Source organism: Paranoxybacillus vitaminiphilus (assembly GCF_003259935.1).
In the GTDB taxonomy this organism is placed as follows: domain Bacteria; phylum Bacillota; class Bacilli; order Bacillales; family Anoxybacillaceae; genus Paranoxybacillus; species Paranoxybacillus vitaminiphilus.
Genome location: NZ_QLMH01000024.1, coordinates 1 through 17,217 on the forward strand (window position 1 = coordinate 1; position 17,217 = coordinate 17,217).

Sequence of the window (17,217 nt, forward strand, 5' to 3'; positions counted from 1 at the left end):
AACAATTACGATACCAGAGTTTTCGCTTTTTTTATACCTATACATGGAAAAATATTCATTTTTATATTAACAACCCCAAGTTATGGTGATGAACCTAAAATTTTGTTTTATAGTAATATTTTTAAAATAAACAGGAGGATGAATCATGAGAAGCTTACCAGAAAAAGAAGGGACATCCTTATCAAAAGGAGAATTCCCGAAAAAATGGGCGATAATCGGACCGGGGCTCATTGTTGCAGCGACAGGTGTAGGAGCTGGGGATCTTGTTGCAGCACTTGTTGCTGGAACAAAATATGGATTGGTATTTATGTGGGCCATTATTATCGGTGCACTTTTAAAGTTTGCGCTCAATGAAGGGGTCGGACGTTGGCATTTAATTAGTGGCAAGACCATTCTTGAAGGTTGGCAAGCCATAGGAAAATGGGCAACTGGCTATTTTGGTATCTACGTCCTTATTTGGGGATTCGTTTATGGAGCAGCGGGCACTTCTTCCTGCGCTCTAGCGATGTCAGCGATGTTTCCTTCCGTTCCTTTATGGGTCTGGGCCATTGTGCACGGACTTGCTGGGTTTGCGTTAACTTGGCGAGGGCGTTTTCAAATCTTTGAACGGGCAATGAATGTGCTAATCGCAATGATGTTTATTACTGTAGTAGGTTCAGCGGTGTTTGTTCTACCTACATTAGTTGAAATATGGGAAACTGCAATCCCGCAACTACCAAAGGGCTCTCTCATTTATGCTTTGGGCTTAATCGGTGGAGTCGGCGGCTCAATCACAATGGCCTCCTACGGTTATTGGCTCCAAGAAAATCAATGGAAAGGAAAATCCTATATCTCGTTGATGCGTTATGATTCTGCTATTGCTTATGTTGTAACTGCCATTTTCACTCTATCGTTGCTTGTGCTTGGCGCAGCTCTGTTGTTCGGGACAAATAACAGCATCAGTGGCGAACAAGGGCTCGTATCTTTTGCTTCAATTATAGGAAATGAAATACATCCATTCATGCGCTGGCTCTTTTTACTTGGATTTTGGTCTGCTTCCTTTACATCCGTTCTTGGAGTATGGAACGGAGTAGCCTACTTATTTGCTGATTTTATTCGCACTATTCGACCTTCGTCTATTCAAAAAGAGGAATTGAGTCGGACTAAGTCATTTCGATTTTATGTTTTCTGGTTGACTTTCCCTCCGATGTTACTGCACTTTATCGGCAAGCCGGTAGGACTGATTATCATCTATGGAGCATTAGGAGCATTGTTTATGCCGTTTATGGCCGTTACCTTGTTGTGGCTTTTAAATTCAAAAAAATATTTACCATCACAAGAAAGAAACAATTGGTTTTCTAATGTACTCCTTTCACTTTGCCTTGTATTGTTTGTCGTTTTAGCAGCTATAGAGTTAGGCCGCCTTTTCTAACATCCTAAAACAGCAGCTTAGGTATTTTTGAAAAATTTTAATTGGTATGGTAAAAGTAGCCGGAATAGATTATCCGCCGTATCTTGTTCTTTTTTGTTTTTTCTTAAAAAGTTTTTATCTTTTTCAATAAGGATATCAGTAACATGAGGTGAATCATATAGAGAATAAAGATAATAGCGAAATCAGAGATTAAATTAAATAAAATGGTTGGCTGAAAAAACTGTAATAAACCATGATCAGCTAAGTTCATTGGTCAATATAAAAACTTACCGATGCTTTCAGTAGCATTTCAAACGGAGAGAACACTAGGTATGAAAAGAACAAGCCCCTGCTCAAAATGAACAGGGGCTTCAAAGAAAAATCTATTAAAAGCTTAGTTTTAGCTTTATAATCTTTTTTATTACATTACGGAGTCCTCTCTCAACTGTTTTGATCCCATGATTTTTATGAATAATACTTACTACTTCTTCTAAGCTAATCCCTTGATACTTAAGAAATATCATAGTTTCATCAAAAGTTGGCCCTGCAAGGACGTATGCAGTTGGCCCAAATAATTTTCCATTTGTAATGAAAAATACGGATTCATCCCAACAGATAATTAAATCCCGAGGTTTTGTCAAATAAAGTCGTGGCTATATCCTTCTATTTATTCTCATTTACTTAAAATGGAATTAAATAATTCTAGAATACCTATATGATATATATAGTACAAACCATATAACACGCTAATAATCGAGACTACTTTCACAATTAACTGGTAAATATTTATATCTTTAACCCATACAAAAGGTAACCCAAGAACTGTAGTAAACAACATCATGCCACATATTGTTCCAAAGCCAAATATAAGTATAAATATCAATGCTTCTAACATATTATTTACCGTCGTTAATGTGAGGATAACCATTCCGGCGCTACCGGCTAAACCGTGAATAGTTCCAATCAACAACGATTTTAAATGAAGATGAGCTACCTTAATTTCTCTTTCAATCGAAATAGTGCGGGTAGAACGAAAGCTTATAATCCCTAAGAATAAAACCATCATTCCAACAAAAAACTCGAGCGACAGCGCAATTTTCTCTGGAATTTGCCGCTCCATTACAATCATGATTATCCCAATCACTAATAATGTCATTGTATGACCTATTCCCCAAAATATACCCGAAAGAGAAGAAAGCGAGAGTTTGCTCGTTCGACTAGCAATGGTCGATACAGCTATGACATGATCAGGTTCTATGGCGTGTTTTATCCCTAACACAAACCCGAAAAACAAAACTGGTAATAGACTGCTCACGATCACTCGATCTCCTTATCTTCAATATTTCCTTAAAAAAATACTCCCTTCTCCAAAACATCTCTTTCGTATCAACTCGTGAATAGCTCGAAAAATCATTTCAATCACATCCGTTTCATATGCCAAAATACGGACAACTAATCCTGGAACCATTGGAGTTGACCAACCAATATGAGCTTGAGAGGAGAAGCTAGAAAATACCGTTTCCATTTCATGAACAACGTTATTTGTAATGAAAGGACTGAGCACCAAAAATGAACCGAAATGAGTATAGCCTTCCATCTGAAGAATCCCTGTAATCTCATCGCCTGGCTTCAAATACAAATGATCAAATAATTTTAAACTTCCTTCGTAATATACTTTTAACTTAGAGCGAATCCAATCGTAACGAAACAATTCACCGCTTTCTGACCACCCTGGCGTAATCATATCACTGTAAATGAGGGTGGAACTTTCTTTCATATGAATAGTGGTTTCTTGATAAAATTTCGCGTTTTCATACGCAATAAGGGGATCAGGTAAAAATTCAAGCACACTTTGCTCATCAAGATGAATGAAAGTATATTGCTGTACAGGCATCTTTACCGTTTTATATACTTTTGTTGCCGATTGTGTTGTTGCAATCAGTTTAGCTTTTTCTTTCAAAACGATTTCCGTCTTATACCGATCCCCATCAACATATCCTCCTCCTAAATGAATCAAATAAATAGTTGGCTGGGAAGGGTGAAGGTATACGGGCCGAATTAATTTAAAAGCTCCTTCATAATAACAATCTGAAATCATTGTACAGCCATGTTTGTCTATAGCGGTACACTGTAACAATCCCGACCAGTTCATTCTCCTAACCCCGCCAATAATACTTGTTTTTTAATCCATTCCACGACTTCTGGCAATCCCACTTCTTCTTTCAAATTTGTAAAAATAAACGGTTTTTTTCCTCTAGCTAATTTTGCATCTCTTTCCATAATTTCAAGACTTGCTCCGACATAAGGAGCAAGATCGATTTTATTAATAATCAGCAAATCCGATTTAATCATTCCTTGCCCGCCTTTACGCGGAATTTTTTCCCCTTGTGCTACATCAATGACATAAATGGAAAAATCAACAAGCTCCGGACTAAAAGTAGCCGCTAAATTATCACCACCGCTCTCAATAAAAATCATCTCCACATCTGGATGACGCTCTTTTAACTCATCAATCGCGGCAAAATTCATTGAAGCATCTTCACGAATAGCTGTATGTGGACATCCTCCTGTTTCAACACCTATAATCCGATCTTCAGGCAACACGCTGTTTTTCATTAAAAATTGCGCATCTTCCTTCGTGTATATGTCATTCGTCACCACAGCCATGCTGAATTCTTTATGCATCGCTCGCGTTAGTTTTTCTACGAGCATCGTTTTACCAGCCCCGACCGGCCCGCCGATTCCAATTCTCACTGGTTCCATCGTCCATTTGTTTTGTCCTCGTTTATGAAAGGACAAAACATCTATCCTCCTTTTCATAAAATTAAGACATAAATAACCGGACAGAAAGCTGCTCATGCTGCATTTGAGCAATTTCCAACCCCGGTGCCATTGCTCCTAAATCTGTTTCTTCCAAACAATCAATTTTCTGAGCAGCATCCATCATGTGCATTTGAACAAAAACAAGCAACTTTTGTCCATCCGTCTGACCAAGCGGAATACTGCGAACAGCATTTTGAATAAGCGATTGAACAGCAACATACAAGTAAGATAAAACGGTTATATCTTTTGGTATTTCCATATGGTAACAAACCATTGCAAAAACAAGAGCCGGATGAACGTATACACGCTTTTTCCTATACATTTCTTTATAATTGTTCAATACATCAGAAGGATAAATTTCACTGCAAAGTTTCAACATCCGCTCACCAATAAGCCGATTTCCTTCTCTTGTTTCTCTTGCTAAACTAAGCGCAGTCAACATCTCATCCAACCGCCATATATCCTCTTCGGATTTTTTAGCCAAACATTCGTACGTTAAACGGCACGCCAAACCATCTACATACGTAAGTTGAGTTTCAATATATGTGCAGAGCACTGTTTTAAACGTTTCATAATTTCTAATTTTTTCATGATAAATGTAAGTTTCAAATCCAAAGGAGTGCGAAAATGCTCCGGAAGGAAAGTTAGAGTCACACAGCTGTAATAAAGACAATAACTTATCCATCATGGCTATGACCTATATAGCGAAATGCTTGTTTAACTTTGCGGTTTTCGCGTTTATACGGAATATTTAGTTGTTTGAGTAATTCCTCTACTAGGTAATCATATTGAACGAGCATTTCCTCCCCTTCGAACTGAGCAGGTAAGTGACGATTTCCAAGTTGATGCGCAATTTCCCCCATCTGCTTCATGGATGCCGGACGAATAACAAGCAGATCATCAGGAAGAACACTAATGACAATCATATTCTTCTCATCCATAAATAAAATATCTCCATCCATTAGTTCCTTTGCTTCTTTCAGGCGAATGCCTAATTCTGTTCCATGGTCTGTTACGACACGTTGAATTCTTTTTAATAAGTCATCACTATTTAAATACACTCGTTCCATATGCGGAGGCAGTTTATCGAACATTTTGATATTTCCGATAATTTTTTCAACAATCATCCTCTCATCACCTCAAAATAGAAAATATCGTTGAGCCATCGAAACGACTTCAAAAGGTTCACATGTAATCAATACTCCATCCACCTTTACCTCATACGTTTGCGGATCTACATCAATGCGAGGCATCGCATTGTTATAAACCATATCGTTCTTTGACAAATGCCTAATATGTTGGACAGGTTGAATCATTTTCTTTAAATTAAGCTGCTGGGGAATACCGAGATCAAAAGCTGCTTTAGATACAAACGTGATGGAAGTTTTACATAAAGCTTTTCCATAACTAGCAAACATCGGACGGTACATGACTGGTTGCGGTGTTGGAATACTGGCGTTTGGATCGCCCATTACACTGTAAGCAATCATTCCCCCTTTAATGACCAGCTCTGGTTTTACTCCAAAAAAAGCGGGATGCCAAACAACTAAATCCGCCAATTTGCCAACTTCTACAGAGCCTACATACCGAGCAATGCCATGCGTAATCGCAGGATTAATAGTGTACTTTGAGATGTAACGTTTCACGCGAAAATTGTCGCCTGCTCCTTTCTCTTCAGGCAGTTTTCCAAATTGTTTTTTCATCTTATCGGCTGTTTGCCATGTCCGCAAAATGACTTCTCCTACACGACCCATCGCTTGTGAATCAGAGCTGATCATACTAAAAATACCTAAATCATGAAGAATGTCTTCTGCCGCAATCGTTTCTTTGCGGATGCGCGAGTCAGCAAACGCAATATCCTCAGGTACAGATGGATCTAAATGATGACAAACCATCAACATATCTAAATGCTCATCCAGAGTGTTTTTCGTATAAGGTCTTGTTGGATTCGTCGATGAAGGCAATATATTTGGAAAACTGGCTACTTTAATAATATCTGGCGCATGTCCTCCACCCGCTCCTTCTGTATGATATGTGTGAATGACGCGGCCGTTAATTGCCCGCAATGTATCTTCAACAAACCCGCCTTCATTCAATGTGTCCGTATGAATAGCCACCTGCACATCATATTCATCGGCAACTTGTAAACTTGTATCAATCGCTGCTGCGGTCGTTCCCCAATCTTCATGAAGCTTTAATCCAATAACCCCCGCGCGAATTTGTTCAATTAATGGTTCTTTTGCCGATGCATTTCCCTTGCCTAAAAATCCAAGATTCATCGGAAAAGCTTCCGCAGATTCTAACATGCGATGGATATTCCATTCCCCGGGGGTACAAGTGGTTGCATTTGTTCCTGTTGCCGGTCCTGTCCCCCCTCCAATCATCGTCGTAATGCCGGAAGACAGCGCTGTTTCAATTTGTTGAGGACAAATAAAATGAATATGGGCATCGATTCCTCCCGCCGTGACAATTTTCCCCTCTGCAGCAATAATTTCTGTCGATGCTCCGATTGTCATATCTACCCCGTCCATTAACAGCGGATTACCTGCCTTCCCGATTGCAGCAATCTTACCGTCTTTTATCCCGATATCCGCCTTATATATTCCTGTATAGTCTACAATAATCGCATTTGTCAGTATTAAATCCATCGATTCGGAACGGGTTGCAAGAGGATGCTGTCCCATCCCGTCACGAATCACTTTTCCGCCTCCAAACTTCACCTCGTCCCCATAAACGGTAAAATCTTTTTCAATTTCGATCCATAAATCGGTATCCGCTAAACGAATACAATCTCCTGTTGTCGGTCCAAACATATCAGCATATTGTTTTCGCGACATTTGAAAGCTCACGATTCTCCCCCTCTTTCTTGATCAAGCGGGCCGTTGACAAAGTTATTTAACCCATAAACATGCCGCTTCCCCGAAAACGGGACAAGTTCCACTTGCTTTGCATCCCCCGGCTCAAAACGCACCGCTGTACCTGCAGGGATGTTCAAATGTTTTCCATACGCCGCTTGACGGTCAAATTCAAGAAACGAGTTCACTTCAAAAAAGTGAAAGTGAGATCCGACTTGAATCGGACGATCCCCACGATTTTTCACAACAAGCTTCGTAATCGGTTTATTGCGATTACAAATAATTACATCTTGTTTCAACAAATATTCTCCCGGAATCATGATGTTCCCCCCTTTTAACGAATCGGGTGATGAACAGTAACGAGCTTCGTTCCATCCGGAAACGTTGCTTCTACTTGTATGTCTTCAATCATTTCTGCTACTCCCTCAATCACATCATCCCTGGTTAATATCGTCGTTCCATATTTCATTAATTCAGCTACAGTGCGCCCATCGCGCGCTCCTTCTAAAATTTCATATGTGATGAAAGCTACCGCTTCGGGATAATTCAGCTTTAACCCTCGTTCCTTACGTCGACGCGCTAAATCAGCCGCAACAACAATAAGCAACTTCTCTTGCTCACGCGCTGTTAACTTCACTATCCTCTCCCCTTTTATCCACATTTTAAACTGTTAAATATGGCTGAATTTCATGCTTGTTTGTTTCAGCGACATCTCCCTGCGCCACAACGGTACCGCGATCCAAAATGTAAAAATAATCAGCACAAGAAAACGCTAAATCTAAGTTATGCTCAACAAGCAAAACTCCAACTCTTTTTTCTTTTGCAATTTGCAAAATCACTTCGCGAATGAGTTGAACAATAGACGGCTGAATCCCTTCCATCGGTTCATCAAGCAAAAGCAATTGAGGCTGCCCGACAAGCGCACGGGCAATAGCAAGCTGCTGCTGCTGTCCACCGCTTAAATCCCCCCCTTTTCTATGCAACATTTCTTTTAATACAGGAAATAAGTCGTAAATCTCTTCTAGAATCTTTGATTGATTTACTTTCCTAGGGATTGCTTCAAAACCAAGCAATAAGTTTTCTTCTACAGTCATGGTAGGGAATATTTCTCTACCTTGCGGAACATATCCAATTCCCTTTTGCACTCTTTTCTCCGGAGACAGTAGGGTAATATCCTCATTTTCCCATTCGATAGCACCGTCTATAGGTTTAACCAGACCAATAACGTTCTTCATCAATGTTGTTTTGCCAACACCATTCCGTCCAAGTACAGCAGTCACAGAACCTTTTAATACCTTTAAACTAACATTTTCTAACACAACACTTTGTTCATATCCGGCTGTGAGATTTTTAATGCTTAACACGCTTTCTCTTCCCTCCCCAAATAAACCTCTGCCACTTTCTCGTTTTGTTGAATTTCTTCCATCGTCCCTTCACACAACACCTTTCCTTCATGCATCACGGTTACTTGTTTAGAAAAACGCCGCACAAAATCCATATCATGTTCCACAATTAAGACGGCACAGTCGAGGGCGATTTCATGGATCAATTCTCCTGTTTTCTCACGTTCCGCTCCGCTCATTCCGGCAATTGGTTCATCAAGCAACAGCAGCCGCGGTTCTTGGATAAGCTGCATCCCAATCTCTAACCACTGTTTTTGACCGTGCGAAAGAGCTCCAGCCTTTTGGTAAGCATAGTCAAGTAAATGGATACGTTTTAATAAAGTGACGATTTTTTCACGATCTTCTGTTGACATCTTTGCACGCAATACAGCAAACAATCCCCTATTTTGTTTTAAAGATAACTCCATGTTTTCCCATACTGTCAACTGATGAAAAATTGCTGGACTTTGAAACTTCCGTGAAATACCAAGCTTCACAATTTTATACTCTTGTAGTTTTGTAATATCGTGCGAGAAAAATATCACTTTACCGCCACACGCCCTTGTTTTGCCGCAAATTACGTCCAGCAATGTCGTTTTCCCTGCTCCATTTGGTCCAATTAGAAACCTTACTTCATTTGGATAAACTTCAAAATTTACCCCTTGTAACGCTTTAAATCCGGCAAAATCAACTAACACTTCGCGACACATGAGAACCGGCTTCATTTTTTCTCCTCTCCCTTCTTCCTTTTCTTTGCACAAAAGATTCATACAAACCTGCAAGGCCGTTTGGCAAAAACATAACAATGCTTATAAACAACCCGCCTAAAAACAGTAACCATATATCAGGATAGTTTTCACTAAAAAAACTTTTTGCACTATTCGTAGCAATCGCACCTATAATAGCTCCGATTAATGAGTTCCTTCCCCCGACAGCCACCCATAATACCATTTCAATCGAAGGAATAATTCCCATCATCGCCGGAGAAATAAGCCCTACTTGTAAAACAAACATCACTCCCGCCAAACCGGCAAAAGCTGCCGACAGACTATACACAAACACTTTATACGTTGTTGTATTAAATCCTAAAAAGCGAACGCGATTTTCACTATCCCGAATGGCTATAAGCACCCGGCCAAACCGGCTCCTTGTTAACCAGCGCGAGAAAATAAAAATGAAACAAAGCAAAAGAACAGTCAATAAGTAAATGACAATTTGCGTAAGAGGAGAAGAAAGAGAAAAGCCAAAAACAGTAGAAAAATTCGTTAATCCATTTGTTCCTCCTGTCCACTCCTGCTTTCCGATAAATAAAGTAACAAATACAACGACAACCGCTTGTGATAATAAAGAAAAATAGACACCTTTAATGCGGTTTTTAAAAGTAAAATAACTAAGGAATGCTGCAAGCAGTACCGGAATGATGATTGCTGAAAAAATGGCAAATAAGGGATTTTCAAACGGTTTCCAAAACCACGGAAGCTTTTCTACACCGCTCCACTCCATAAAGTCAGGCAAATGACCGCGGGAATCCTCCAGTTTTAAATACATCGCCATACAATAAGCGCCCAACCCAAAGTACACGCCATGACCTAAACTTAAAATCCCTGTATATCCCCAAATTAAAGAAATTCCTACAGCAATGATGGCAAAGCAAAGAAATTTTCCGAGCAAAGATAAACGAAATTCTGTTAAATAAAAAGGCGCCGTAAACAAAGCAAGGAAAAACAACCAATATAACCATGTTTTATTTTTCATATTTGACTCTCCCTTAATCCAGCGATCTCGTTTTTACACTGACAAGTCCAGAAGGCTTCCATTGTAAAAATGCGATAATCATAGCAAAAATGACAACTTTAGCCATTGTTGTGCTTGTCGAATACTCAGTCAAAGTGCTAACCAACCCGATGCCAAATGCCCCAAATATCGTACCGATTAATTTCCCTACTCCTCCTAAAATGACAACCATGAACGCATCAACAATATAATAAGTTCCAATCGTCGGACCAATCGGACCAAGCAGCGTCAACGCACATCCAGCCAGCCCAGCAAAACCCGAACCGATGGCAAATGCATACGCATCCACTTTCCGAGAGGAAATTCCAAGACATGAAGCCATATCACGATTCAACGTTACAGCTCTCATTCTTCGACCGGCTGGTGTTTTGTTTAAATAAAAATAAAGAATAAGCATACAAACTAGTACAAACAATAGAATAAATAAACGTTTGTAAGGAAAAACAATCCCGGCAAAATTTACTCCTCCTTCTAACCAAGAAGGGGGGAGTACCGCCACATTTGGAGCGCCAAAAATGGAGCGGGCTATTTGCTGTAAAATAAGACTTACACCCCATGTCGCCAGCAGACTATCCAACGGCCGGTGATATAAGTATTGAATCAGCCATTTTTCCAATCCCCAACCAATAAACGCTGACACGAAAAACGCGACAGGAATAGCTAAAAAATAATAGTAATCGATTGAACTTGGTAAATACTTTGCGAACATTTGCTGAATAACATATGTCATATATGCGCCAACCATAATCAGCTCACCATGGGCCATATTAATAACTCCCATCAGCCCGAACGTAATCGCTAATCCTAAGGCGATCAAAAGCATAACAGAGCCTAAACTTAAGCCATTGAAAAATTGGGTGATTAAAATAGACACGAGAACGCCTCCTTTCTTTAAAAAGGAAAGGGAGAATACGCACACTTCCCTTTCCTTGCTTCATTTTGCTTAATTTAAATTTTTAGCCCATGGATAGCTTTTCAAGTAAGGATCTGGTTTGATCGCTTCTCCAGAATTCCACAATTCTTTAAACTGACCATTCGGCTGAATTTCTCCTATTCTAACAATCTTCCATGTATGCTGTGTTTCCCCGTCAATTTTTACCGTTCCACCAGGCGCTTTATATTCAATGCCGCCAGCTGCTTTTTTCACCTTATCAACGTCAAAAGAGCCGGCTTTTTTAACAGCTTCCGCCCACAAATGAACAGCGAAATACGCTGCCTCAATTGGATCATCTGTTACTCGATCTTCACCATATTTCTTTTTATATTTTTCTACAAAAGCTTTATTTTCTGGCGTATCGGTTGTTTGGAAGTAATTCCAAACAGCAAGATGACCCGCTAATACATCGCCGCCAATCCCGCGAATTTCTTCTTCCGCAATACTTACAGACATAACCGTCAAATCTTTTGCAGTAATGCCTGAATCTTTTAGTTGCTTAAAGAAAGCAACATTGCTGTCACCGTTTAATGTATTAAACACAACATCCGGCTTCACTTCTTTGATTTTGCTAATGATAGTACTGTAATCTGTATGGCCGAGCGGCGTATACTCTTCTCCTGCCAATTCGCCGCCTTCTGCTTTCAACTGGGCTTTAATAATTTTATTTGCCGTACGCGGAAATACATAATCTGAGCCAAGCAAGAAAAATTTCTTTCCTCTGTTTTCCAACAGCCAACTTACTGCCGGAATAATTTGCTGGTTAGTTGTTGCCCCTGTATAAAAAATATTCGGAGAAGATTCCATCCCTTCATACTGAACTGGATACCAAAGCAAGCCATTGTTTTGTTCTACTACTGGAAGCATTGCTTTACGGCTCGCTGATGTCCATCCGCCAAAAATTGTTGCAACTTTATCTTTCTGTAAAAGTTTTTTTGCTTTCTCGGCGAATGTAGGCCAATCCGATGCCCCATCCTCAATAACCGGTTCAATTTTTTTACCAAGTAATCCTCCTGCTTCATTTATTTCTTCAATCGCCATCAACTCAGCATCCCGCAATGACACCTCACTAATGGCCATTGTCCCGCTTAACGAGTGAAGAATACCTACTTTAACTGTTTCACCCGAATCTTCCGCACTTTCTTTTTTCTCTTCTTTCACTTCATCAACTGCCGAAGATGCAGCACATCCACTTAACGCCAATACAGTTCCGCATAAAAACAGAGATAACGTCCTAAAAATCTTCCGTTTCTGTACCTTCATGTCAACACCCCTTACAAGATTCTAATTATTTGTGTTATAATTAGAATCAGGCATATACTCGCACACATGATGCCTGATTTTCGGAAAGCTTCTCATGGCCGTGAGAAGCTTTCCTTTTTTCTTTTCATCCCTCCTTTCAATATCATTCATGTAAATATAATGTTATATTTTATAACATTATACGTTAGTTTTATAAACAATATTATACATATTTTTCTGATTCAAACAACAAAAAGTCTAAAAATATTTTATTTTTTAAAATTTCGATATGTTTTTATACTTTGTTTGTAAGAAATCATTACAATAATTTATCATATCTATCGGTCACAATCTTTAATTCTTTTTCAATTTGCACATACTAGGAGATTTCGTGCGAGGAAGAAACAAAAAAGAGGACTGACCCATCAATGTCCGTCCTACCATGAAAATCCAGATGAAAATGAAAGAAAACCATATTCAGAAGCAGGCTCTTGCTCCAATATTGTTAAGTCATCATTGCAAGCTACACATCTGACTTAATCCCGCAGTCAAATACTATGTCCAATATCTATATTTACCCACAACATACACCATTCATCGTTCCTCCGCTTTTAACTTTCAAAAACAAAAGTTATGAAAATATTCATAAAATGATCATCGAAATTTATCATAAAAACCCCTTTGCTTAAGAGCAAAAAGGAATGAGCGGGCAACCTCTTTTTCACAGCCCAAATAAAAGGCACGTTAAATTTCATTGTTGTTTTTCATTTTTTTGAGTTCCATTGTGTTTCCAATCAGCCCAATAAAACCTCCAACAGCAAATAAGATAGGAACAAATAATGAACTAGATGATGAAGCTTCGGTCATTAAACGATACACTCCGAAAAGACAAATAATAAAAGCAGCTGATTAACCCAATAATCACTTTTGTCTTTTTATTGATTTCAAACACCTCCAAGAAATAAAAAGGAATAATATTACAAATATAATAAAAGTATCTCTTCTTAATATAACCGCTCATCATATGTTTACGGATATTATAACAAAGCTACCAAACCGTGGTTAAAATTTTATCGGAAACGTCTTGACGATTTTAAAAACAACCCGCAGAAATTCATTGAGGAAGTCACGAAAATAATTCAGCGGGAAATAGGTTATTGCTCAATGATGGTGTAGGGATGATGCGTATTATTACAGTCGAGTTGTTTCAAAACGAAGAACTACTAGCTTACTTGAACGACAACGCCATCCGTAGCTAAATGATCATATCATTTATGATTCCGACATTGAAGCAAGTTTTGCTCAACGTTTTGAAAGAGATGAAAACGTTAAAGTGTATGTTAAATTGCCAAACTGGTTCAAGATTGATACCCCAATCGGCACTTACAATCCTGACTGAACGCTTGTCATCGACAACGATAGAGAAGAAAAACTGTATTTCGTCCTTGAAACAAAAGGAACCGAATGTGAAGAAGAAATACGACCACCGGAAGAAAAAGTAAAAATCCGCTTTGCTCGCAAACACTTCGAAGCAATCTGCATCAAGATCTCATTTATCGGATCCGAAAAAGATGTGAGAAAATTTATGCTCCAAGTACAAAATTGATAATCATTTATTTACGCGAGAAGCTGAAAGGGCTTCTGTTTCTCCTTTTATTACACATTTCGACACCATTTTCCATCAAATTCAGCTATGATAAAAAAAGAAATTTTTTACTTTTGTTGAAAATGATCAGTTTCAAGATGAGGGGAAAGAAGTCATTTGCAGGAAGCTTTATATAAAGGGAAACTTTTTTATTAAAAATCTTATCTTAACAAAGTAGAGAACCTAAAAGTGAAATTTTTGAGGAGATGACTCCTATTATGACTGATGAGGTATGGAGACAGTTTGTTCTTACAGGAAGTATTAACGTCAACGTACGAAAAGAAATTTTAGAATCGTGGAATAGGTGTAAACGTCTAGGTGTTTCTTATGAGAGAGAAGAAGTTTTATCTCATATTCCACAAAACGATTTTATGAGAAGACGAGAGAAAAATCGAGATCTGATTAATGCTGCGTTGCCAGTTATGAATGACATGTTTAAGCGTTTAAAAGGTGGAGGATACCTTCTTTTACTTACAGATGCAGAAGGATACTTAATTGAAATGATGGCTGATCAAATATCTCAAAAAATAGCTGACCGGAGTAGAATATCTGTGGGTGCACAATGGACAGAAGAAAATGTTGGTTCAACAGGACTATCCATTGCGCTTAGAACACGAACTGCTATGGCTACCTCAGGCAATGAGCATTATTGTTTAGCCTTTCGTGTCTGGGATTGTTCAGCATGTCCTATTTTTGTTAATGGGGAATGCATAGGAGTATTTGATGTTTGCCGTGTAGGTCCTAAGAATGACTTGAGAGAATTATATACACTAGCAGTTACTGGTGCTCTTGCTATCAGCGAAAGATACCAGCTTCATAAAACAAAAATGAAAGAGAAAGTCTTATCTCATTTATTAACTGAACACGTTTCCCAGTTTAAAGAAAGCACCGGTATTATATCATTTGATAATCTAGGCATTGAATTATATAAAAATAAGCCTGCTCATGATTTTTTGAAGTTACTTGAAGAAAACAGCCTTCAATCAGGATCAATTAACAAAAATATATTAAGTTACTTTGGTAAAAATTCCGTTTCATCTGAAGTTGAAGTAAATGAAAAAAAATTTTTAATCCACTCAGAACAAGTATCAGACCGAGATAAACCATTTGCAACTGTCATATTTATACATCCACAAACAAAGGAAATCCCATCAGAAAGTGCAATCAGTGCAATCGATCAAGAATTTTTCGCCTTTAATACGAAAAATTCCGCTTTCCAACAGACCTTACAAACAGCTATAAAAGTAGCCAAAAGTGATGCAAGTATTCTTATTCAAGGAGAAAGTGGAGTTGGGAAAGACTTCATGGCCCGTTTTATTCACAAACAAAGTAACAGAAAAAATCATCCTTTTACTGCGATAAATTGTGCCGCATTCCCTCGTGACCTAATTACTACAGAGCTATTTGGTTATGAAGGTGGAGCTTTTACCGGGGCCAAGCATCAGGGGAACAAGGGAAAAATTGAAGCATCTAACAAAGGTACAATATTCTTAGACGAAATAGCAGAATTGCCACTTGATTTACAAGCTATTCTTCTTAGAACTTTGGAAGAAAAACAAGTGGTAAGAGTTGGTGGTACTAAACCAATTCCAGTTGATGTCCGTTTTTTAGCTGCGACAAATAAAAATTTAAAGGAAATGGTAGAAAAAGGGGAGTTCCGGGAAGATCTTTATTATCGACTAAACGTTTTTAATATAAAAATCCCTTCTTTAAGAGAACGAATTGAAGACTTAGAGAGCATCATTCATGCGATGTTGCGTGAATCCTGTGAAAAAGCGCAACGAAAAACAATTGTTCTCACTCCTGAAGCTATGAGCGCATTTCAACAATATACATGGCCAGGAAATTTACGGGAATTAAAGAATGTCATTCAACGAATGGTTTATTTACATGATGAAGATCGTCTTGACTCTTTTCATGCATATCAGTTTCTTGGGCTAGATCAACCTAAAGAAAAATTAAGTGAACGTGAATATCTCTTGCACATCCTCAAAAAAAACAATGGCAATCGTACTCAAACCGCAAGAGAAATAGGTATATCTCGAAGTGCTTTATATCGAAAATTGAAAAAATATAATATCAAATAATTGGAGTAGGGGTGACTAACCCCCTACTCCTCACAACACCGTGCGTACCCGTTTGGTATACAGAAGTTCAATTCAGCATGACATAGAATATCTCCCCACATGACCTCAAACTTCCTCTATTGGTTCCATCCTCTGTTCTATCCTCATGGAATCGTCTGCGGAATTTACCACTTTCTTCTCCAAATAGTCTTATTGGAGTGTCTTCTTCACCATAGAAATATGAACGTCTAGTGTTCCGTTCTTCTTCTCTTATTACTTCATCTATATAAGGTTCAATTAAAAAATCGACATAAATAAGGTGTTTAGATCAAACAAAAGAATAGTCGAAATGCTTTATACATATGTCGGAAAATCAATCTGCATTTATATAGAACACAATAAGGTTATACAGCTTCTATTGACTTCTGGTCATTCAACAATCTATCACTAGACAAATTATCAAGACTATTTTGTGTGCCAGTCAGCCTCCCAGTGCATTAATTGTACACTTGTCCGAACATAGATCGCACATGTGTACAATTTATAATAATAATTTGAATATAAAAATACTTAAAAAACTTATATTTTTTATGAATTTCACTTTTTATTAATTGGCACAATTCTTGCTTGTATATAAAATGAAAACCTTTTCATAATAATACAATTATTAAAAGGAGGTTAAGAACATGCAAGTAGGTTCAAAAGAATGGATGGAAATTTTCCGAAAAACTGTAAACGAAGACCAAGAACTTGATGTAATTGGGAAACACTGTAATATTGATTTTCTATTACAAATTGGTTCAAAAGAGTATATCGTACAAATTAGAAATGGTAAAATGACAAATTTTTTTGAAAAAACTCCGTTAGATGGATGGAGTTTTGCAATTAGAGGTAGTTTAGATAGTTGGAGAAAATTTACTCAACCAACTCCTCCTCCAATGTTCCATGAATTATTTGCAGCAGTTTTTCAAGGAAATATGCAGTTGGAAGGAAACATTAAAGAATTGATGGCTAATTTAAGGTTCATAATCCGTTTCCTTGATGTTACAAGAGAAGTAAAAAACACAGCTGTTGAAGGGGTGTAAA

General features: G+C 38.2%; 16 protein-coding genes and 1 pseudogene. 4 read left to right on the plus strand and 13 right to left on the minus strand.

The genetic code is table 11. The features are described from left to right. The first annotated feature begins 145 nt into the window (after positions 1–145). Positions 146–1,411, plus strand: coding sequence for an Nramp family divalent metal transporter (locus B0I26_RS16285; protein ID WP_111646452.1), 1,266 nt, complete (start codon positions 146–148; stop codon positions 1,409–1,411). Between the two features lie 652 nt (positions 1,412–2,063). Here the strand turns inward: B0I26_RS16285 and B0I26_RS16295 are convergent. The 13 genes from B0I26_RS16295 to urtA form a co-directional block, all read right to left on the minus strand. Further along, positions 2,064–2,705 carry an urease accessory protein UreH gene (locus tag B0I26_RS16295; RefSeq protein WP_111646454.1) on the minus strand — a complete coding sequence of 214 codons (642 nt, stop codon included), beginning with the start codon at positions 2,703–2,705 and terminating at the stop codon, positions 2,064–2,066. A gap of 21 nt (positions 2,706–2,726) precedes the next feature. Next, positions 2,727–3,542, minus strand: a complete 816-nt coding sequence (locus B0I26_RS16300; protein WP_111646455.1) for an urease accessory protein UreD — start codon at positions 3,540–3,542, stop codon at positions 2,727–2,729. Continuing rightward, complete coding sequence (ureG, locus tag B0I26_RS16305) at positions 3,539–4,153, minus strand: urease accessory protein UreG (RefSeq protein WP_111646484.1); 615 nt, start codon at positions 4,151–4,153, stop codon at positions 3,539–3,541. The genes B0I26_RS16300 and ureG overlap by 4 nt, the downstream gene beginning before the upstream one ends. A 61-nt stretch (positions 4,154–4,214) precedes the next feature. Further along, positions 4,215–4,898 carry an urease accessory protein UreF gene (locus tag B0I26_RS16310; protein WP_111646456.1) on the minus strand — a complete coding sequence of 228 codons (684 nt, stop codon included), beginning with the start codon at positions 4,896–4,898 and terminating at the stop codon, positions 4,215–4,217. After that, on the minus strand, positions 4,891–5,340 hold the full coding sequence (ureE, locus tag B0I26_RS16315) for an urease accessory protein UreE (protein WP_111646457.1): 450 nt from the start codon (positions 5,338–5,340) through the stop codon (positions 4,891–4,893). The genes B0I26_RS16310 and ureE overlap by 8 nt, the downstream gene beginning before the upstream one ends. A 12-nt stretch (positions 5,341–5,352) precedes the next feature. Further along, positions 5,353–7,062 carry an urease subunit alpha gene (gene ureC / locus B0I26_RS16320; protein WP_111646458.1) on the minus strand — a complete coding sequence of 570 codons (1,710 nt, stop codon included), beginning with the start codon at positions 7,060–7,062 and terminating at the stop codon, positions 5,353–5,355. After that, positions 7,059–7,388, minus strand: coding sequence for an urease subunit beta (locus B0I26_RS16325; protein ID WP_111646459.1), 330 nt, complete (start codon positions 7,386–7,388; stop codon positions 7,059–7,061). Before B0I26_RS16325 ends, ureC begins: the two co-directional genes overlap by 4 nt. Positions 7,389–7,402: 14 nt before the next feature. Then, complete coding sequence (locus B0I26_RS16330; RefSeq protein ID WP_111646460.1) at positions 7,403–7,705, minus strand: urease subunit gamma; 303 nt, start codon at positions 7,703–7,705, stop codon at positions 7,403–7,405. 25 nt (positions 7,706–7,730) lie between these two features. Next, complete coding sequence (gene urtE / locus B0I26_RS16335) at positions 7,731–8,432, minus strand: urea ABC transporter ATP-binding subunit UrtE (protein ID WP_111646461.1); 702 nt, start codon at positions 8,430–8,432, stop codon at positions 7,731–7,733. Continuing rightward, positions 8,426–9,175: an urea ABC transporter ATP-binding protein UrtD gene (gene urtD, locus B0I26_RS16340; RefSeq protein ID WP_111646462.1), complete on the minus strand. Its 750-nt coding sequence runs from the start codon at positions 9,173–9,175 to the stop codon at positions 8,426–8,428. The genes urtE and urtD overlap by 7 nt, the downstream gene beginning before the upstream one ends. Further along, positions 9,138–10,205, minus strand: coding sequence for an urea ABC transporter permease subunit UrtC (urtC, locus tag B0I26_RS16345; protein ID WP_111646463.1), 1,068 nt, complete (start codon positions 10,203–10,205; stop codon positions 9,138–9,140). Before urtC ends, urtD begins: the two co-directional genes overlap by 38 nt. Before the next feature lie 13 nt (positions 10,206–10,218). After that, a complete protein-coding gene (gene urtB, locus B0I26_RS16350; protein WP_111646464.1) occupies positions 10,219–11,118 on the minus strand; it encodes an urea ABC transporter permease subunit UrtB in 900 nt (299 codons plus the stop codon). A 69-nt stretch (positions 11,119–11,187) separates the two neighbouring features. Then, positions 11,188–12,441 carry an urea ABC transporter substrate-binding protein gene (urtA, locus tag B0I26_RS16355; RefSeq protein ID WP_111646465.1) on the minus strand — a complete coding sequence of 418 codons (1,254 nt, stop codon included), beginning with the start codon at positions 12,439–12,441 and terminating at the stop codon, positions 11,188–11,190. Positions 12,442–13,429: 988 nt separating this feature from the next. Here urtA and B0I26_RS18485 point away from each other — a divergent pair. From B0I26_RS18485 to B0I26_RS16370, 3 genes and pseudogenes are all read left to right on the plus strand, one after another. Further along, a pseudogene (locus B0I26_RS18485) lies at positions 13,430–14,026 on the plus strand (restriction endonuclease); the annotation flags it as partial. 257 nt (positions 14,027–14,283) lie between these two features. Further along, positions 14,284–16,152: a sigma-54-dependent Fis family transcriptional regulator gene (locus B0I26_RS16365; RefSeq protein ID WP_181502961.1), complete on the plus strand. Its 1,869-nt coding sequence runs from the start codon at positions 14,284–14,286 to the stop codon at positions 16,150–16,152. A 665-nt stretch (positions 16,153–16,817) separates the two neighbouring features. Further along, the gene (locus tag B0I26_RS16370) at positions 16,818–17,216 is read left to right on the plus strand and encodes a hypothetical protein (RefSeq protein ID WP_111646467.1); all 399 of its coding nucleotides are present in this window, start codon (positions 16,818–16,820) and stop codon (positions 17,214–17,216) included. Position 17,217 lies beyond the last annotated feature (1 nt).